The 5,082-nt window shown below is 66.9% G+C and carries 5 protein-coding genes and 1 riboswitch; of the genes, 4 read left to right on the plus strand and 1 reads right to left on the minus strand.

All coding sequences use genetic code 11. From position 1 onward, the window contains the following. Nucleotides 1–214 precede the first annotated feature (214 nt). A riboswitch (SAM riboswitch) is annotated at nucleotides 215–289 on the plus strand. A gap of 234 nt (nucleotides 290–523) precedes the next feature. Genes AUP43_RS06345 through AUP43_RS06355 form a run of 3 tightly spaced genes read left to right on the plus strand, consistent with a single transcriptional unit; the run spans nucleotide 524 to nucleotide 3,040 of the window. Next, complete coding sequence (locus AUP43_RS06345) at nucleotides 524–1,585, plus strand: methionine ABC transporter ATP-binding protein (protein ID WP_067553947.1); 1,062 nt, start codon at nucleotides 524–526, stop codon at nucleotides 1,583–1,585. Then, nucleotides 1,554–2,219 carry a methionine ABC transporter permease gene (locus AUP43_RS06350; RefSeq protein WP_067553950.1) on the plus strand — a complete coding sequence of 222 codons (666 nt, stop codon included), beginning with the start codon at nucleotides 1,554–1,556 and terminating at the stop codon, nucleotides 2,217–2,219. The genes AUP43_RS06345 and AUP43_RS06350 overlap by 32 nt, the downstream gene beginning before the upstream one ends. A 32-nt stretch (nucleotides 2,220–2,251) precedes the next feature. Then, nucleotides 2,252–3,040 carry a MetQ/NlpA family ABC transporter substrate-binding protein gene (locus tag AUP43_RS06355; RefSeq protein WP_067553953.1) on the plus strand — a complete coding sequence of 263 codons (789 nt, stop codon included), beginning with the start codon at nucleotides 2,252–2,254 and terminating at the stop codon, nucleotides 3,038–3,040. 87 nt (nucleotides 3,041–3,127) lie between these two features. Here the strand turns inward: AUP43_RS06355 and AUP43_RS06360 are convergent, their stop codons facing one another. Further along, nucleotides 3,128–4,789 (minus strand): DEAD/DEAH box helicase, encoded by a 1,662-nt coding sequence (locus AUP43_RS06360; protein WP_084462609.1) that lies wholly within the window; start codon nucleotides 4,787–4,789, stop codon nucleotides 3,128–3,130. A gap of 108 nt (nucleotides 4,790–4,897) precedes the next feature. On the opposite strand from AUP43_RS06360, the gene AUP43_RS19385 reads away from it, so the two are divergent. After that, nucleotides 4,898–5,082 (plus strand): hypothetical protein (locus AUP43_RS19385; protein ID WP_232314894.1); only part of this gene is annotated, 185 nt, incomplete at its 3' end.

Here is a 5,082-nt window from a genome sequence, read left to right on the forward strand (position 1 = left end):
ACCAGGCGGCACCGACGGAACATCCAAAAGCTCCCTCGCCCTGAGGAGCCCGAAGGGCGTTTCGAAAGGTCTGGCGAGGAAAGAACCTTCGGCTTCCCACCGAAACCCCTTTCCACACCGCCCCATTGTGCATTGCAAAAATTTCAGCCCCCTCCTGCGTGAATTTCCGGTTGACGGAAAATTGGGCGTGCTTATTTTGGTGGGCAGACAGGGAAACCTGTCTCGCGGTGATTTGAGGGAGCAGCTTGCGCCGCGTCAAAAAACGCTAAAGCGCCACGGAAGTGTATTCGTGGTTTTCCCGTCGGTTGATGGAGCAAGCCATGAGTGCGCTTTTTTTATTGCCTGAATTTCCGTCGCTGACCGGCCTGACCCGCCGAATGCGCCGCTGCCGCTGTCGCACCTGACAGCCGGCCTGGCCCGGCCCTCGCCCTAGAGCGCCCGGCCCTTTTCCCTTTATCGGACACCCTGCGGAAGCCGCTGACAGCGGCCCGATCCGCCATCCCTACGTCAGGAGTTCCAGGACATGATCCAGCTCGATCAGGTCTCCAAACATTACCCGCCGCCGAAGCGCGGCGGCCCCGGCGTCATCGCGCTGGACGAGGTCAGCCTCACCATCCAAGCCGGTGAAATCTTCGGCATCATCGGTCGCTCGGGCGCGGGCAAATCGACATTGATCCGCGTCGTGAACCAGCTTGAAAAACCCACCTCCGGCCGGGTGCTGGTGGACGGCGTGGAGATATCCTCGCTGTCCGGCTCCACGCTGCGCCGGGAGCGCCGGGGCATCGGCATGATCTTCCAGCATTTCAACCTGCTGTCCTCGCGCAGCGTATTCGACAATGTGGCGCTGCCGCTGGAACTGGCCGGCGTGCCGAAACGCGAGATCAAGGCCAAGGTCGAGCCGCTGCTGGAGCTGGTCGGCCTGACCGACAAGCGCGACCGCTATCCGGCGGAGCTGTCGGGCGGGCAGAAGCAGCGCGTCGGCATCGCCCGCGCGCTGGCGACCGAGCCGAAGGTGCTGCTATGCGACGAGGCGACCAGCGCGCTGGACCCGGAGACCACGCGCGACGTGCTGCGGCTGATTGCCGAGATCAACCGCAAGCTGGGGCTGACCGTGGTGCTGATCACCCACGAGATGCATGTCATCAAGGAAATCTGCCACAAGGTGGCGGTGCTGGAGGCCGGCAAGGTGATCGAGCAGGGCAGCGTGTTCGAGGTGTTCACCCGGCCGCAGCACCCGACCACGCGCTCCTTCATCGGCATGGTGACCGGCATCGACCTGCCGCCGGTTCTGGCCAACCAATTGCGCGCCGATCCACAGCCGGGCGGCGAGGCGGTGCTGCTGGTGCGCTTCGTCGGCGACAGCGCCGACCAGCCGATCCTCAGCCGGCTGGCCCGGCATCACGGCATCGACGCCAACATCCTGTCCGGGCGCATCGACCATATCCAGGGCCGACCGTTCGGCACGCTGGTGGTCTCGCTGCCCGGCGGCGAGACGCTGAGTACAGCACTCGCCTTCTTCCAATCCCATCAACTTTCCGTGGAGGTCCTGGGCCATGTCGCACCAGCTCTTCGTGCTGCTGGCTGAAGCCACGCTCGACACGCTCTACATGGTCGCCATCGCCGGGGCCATCGGCACGGCGATGGGCCTGCCGCTCGGCGTCTGGCTGGCGACCTCCGGCCGGGGCGAGCTGCTGGCCGCGCCGCTGTTCAACCGCATCGGCGGGGTGCTGGTGAACGCCACCCGCTCGACGCCCTTCATCATCCTGGTGGTGGCGATCATCCCGTTCACGCGGCTGGTCGCCGGCACCTCCATCGGCACCAGTGCGGCCATCGTGCCGCTGACCGTGGCCGCCGTGCCCTTTATCGCGCGCATCGTCGAGACGGCGATCCGCGAGGTCGATCGCGGGCTGGTCGAGGCGGCGGAGGCGATGGGCGCCACGCCCTACCAGATCATCGCCAAGGTGCTGGTGCCGGAAGCCCTGCCGGGCATCCTGCTGGGCCTCACCCTCGCCATCGTCAGCCTGATCGGCTACTCGGCCATGGTCGGCGCGGTCGGCGGCGGCGGGCTGGGCGATCTCGGCATCCGCTATGGCTACCAGCGCTTCATGCCGGAAGTGATGGCCGCCGTCGTCCTCCTCCTCATCGTGCTTGTGCAGGGCATCCAGTCGCTGGGCGAACGCCTCGCCCGGCGGGTGAACAAGCGCCTGCGCACCGCCTGATTTTCCAGTTCAAATCCAAAGGAGTATCTCTCATGAACAAGCGTATCCTCGGCGGCCTTACTGCCCTGCTGCTCACCGCCGGCCTTGCCGGTGCCGCCTCGGCGGAAACTATCCGCGTCGGCGTCTCCGCCGGCCCGCATGCCGAAATCCTCGACCAGGTGAAGAAGGTCGCGGCCAAGGACGGGCTGGACATCGAGATCATCGAATTCACCGATTACGTCGTGCCGAACACCGCGCTGGCGTCCGGCGACATCGAGGCCAATTCCTTCCAGCACCAGCCCTATCTGGACAATCAGGTGAAGGATCGCGGCTTCAAGCTGGTGTCGGTCGGCCAGACCGTGGTGTTCCCGATGGGCTTCTATTCGAAGAAGGTGAAGTCCTTCGACGAGCTGCCCGAGGGTGCCACCGTGGCGATCCAGAATGACCCGACCAATGGCGGCCGCTCGCTGCTGCTGCTGCAGGCCAAGGGTGTGATCAAGCTGCGCGACGGCGTCGGGCTGAAACCGACCCTGCTGGACATCGCGGAGAATCCGAAGAAGCTGAAGCTGATCGAGCTGGACGCGGCGCAGCTTCCCCGCTCGCTGGATGACGTTACGGCGGCGGCGGTGAACACCAACTACGCCGTCGAGGCCGGCCTCGACCCGGTGAAGGACGCGATTGCGCGGGAGAACGCCGACTCGCCCTACACCAACATCATCGCCGTGCGCGAACAGGACAAGGGCAAGCCCTGGGTCGCCGCCCTGCTGAAGGCCTACCACACCCAGCCGGTGAAGGAGTTCATCCAGACCCGCTTCAAGGGCGCGGTCGTCACCAGCTGGTAAAAAAAAGAAACCCTCCGCCGGTTAGGCGGAGGGTTCATAAGTCCGTCTTGCAGACGCCCTCTCCCCTGCGGGAGAGGGATCACGGCATCAGCCGACCTTGCGGCGGCGCGGCTGGTCGCCGCCCTGGGAAGCACGCGCCTCCCCCGGGCGGTTGGTGTTGCTGGCATGGCGCTCGCCCTGGGAGCGCTCGCCCTGGGGACGCTCACCCTGGGGCCGGTCGCCGCGCGGCTTGTGGCCATGCGGCTTGCCTTGGGGCTTGCCGTGCGGCTTCGGGCCCTGGCGATGCGGCTTCATGAAACCGACGCCGCCCATGGTGTCGTCGCCACGCTCCTCCCGGCGCTCGGGACGCGGCGCGTCGGAGCGGACGGCATCGGCGCGCGGCGCATCGGGACGACGCTCCGGACGACGCTGACCTTCCGGACGCCCTTCCGGACGACCTTCGGCGCGCTGGCCCTCGCCGTGGCCCCCACCGTGACCCCCACCGTGACCACGGCCGGGGCGATTACCCTGGGGACGGCCTTGCGGACGCCCCTGCGGGCGGCCATGCGGGCGGGCGCCGCGGTCGCGGCGCTCCTCGCGCGGCTCTTCCACCGTCACCGGAGTGCCTTCCGGCAGCAGGCGCTGCAGCTCGGGCACCTTCTGGCGGATCAGCTTCTCGATGTCCCGCAGGAAGGAGCGCTCGTCACGGTCGCAGAAGGAGATCGCCATGCCCGTCGCCCCGGCGCGCGCGGTGCGGCCGATGCGGTGGACATAGCTTTCCGGCACGTTCGGCAGGTCGAAATTGATGACGTGGGTCACCGCGTCGACATCGATGCCGCGCGCGGCGATGTCAGTGGCCACCAGCACCTTGCAAGCGCCGTCGCGGAAGGCGGCAAGCGCCCGCTCGCGCTGGGCCTGGGACTTGTTGCCATGGATCGCGGCGGCGACGATGCCGGCAGCTTCCAGGAACCGCACGACCTTGTCCGCGCCATGCTTGGTGCGGGCGAAGACCAGGGTGCGGCCGAAGCCCATCTTCTCGTCGGTCAACAGGTCGGCCAGCAGCGCGCGCTTCAGGCCGGCCGGCACGAAGATCACCTGCTGCGCCACCCGCTCCGCCGTGGAGGCGACCGGGGTGACGGCGACCTTCACCGGATCGGTCAGCAACTCGCCGGCCAGGCCTTCGATCTCGCGCGGCATGGTGGCCGAGAAGAACAGGTTCTGGCGCACAGCCGGCAGCGTCTTCACGATGCGGCGGATCGGCAGGATGAAGCCCATGTCGAGCATCTGGTCGGCTTCGTCGAGCACGAAGATCTCCACCTGGTCGAGACGCACGCTGCGGCTCATCAGATGGTCGATCAGGCGGCCCGGCGTGGCGACGACGATATCGACGCCGCGCTGCAGCGCCTTGATCTGCGGGCCGGATGAGACGCCGCCGAACACGGTGGCGACGGAGAGGTTGAGGAACTTGCCATAGACCCGGAAGCTCTCGGCGATCTGGCTCGCCAGCTCGCGCGTCGGGCTCAGGATCAGCGCCCGGCAGGAGCCGCGCGGCGTCTTGATATGGTTACCCTCGGCGGTCAGCCGATGCAGGATCGGCAGCGCGAAGGCCGCGGTCTTGCCGGTGCCGGTCTGGGCGATACCCAGCAGGTCGCCGCCGGTCATCACGGCCGGAATGGCCTGCGCCTGGATCGGCGTGGGGGTATCGTAGCCTTCGGCGGTCACGGCCTGAAGCAACGGCGCGGAAAGGCCGAGGTCGGTAAATTTGGTCAAAATGAAAACTTTCGCGTGAAGGCCCGCAAAGCAGAGCCGGCCGCTCATCAGCGGCGCGTAGAACCAGCGCGGGCATTTCGGGGACGCCCCGCGTGTCCTGGGCGATCAATGGATATCAGCAGCGTCAGACAGTACCGGATGCCTGTAAAAAGGCAGCGTTCACGCGGTCCGGACGCCAAGGGCCGTCTATGCGGCAGTGCACAAATGCGCTTTCCGCACCGCAATGTCAACTCTTTAGGCTGGGAAAGCGCCGGTCAGGTTGGGAAAGCGCCGGTCTCCCCTCACCCGGCTTC

The organism is Oceanibaculum pacificum (assembly GCF_001618175.1).
GTDB lineage: Bacteria > Pseudomonadota > Alphaproteobacteria > Oceanibaculales > Oceanibaculaceae > Oceanibaculum > Oceanibaculum pacificum.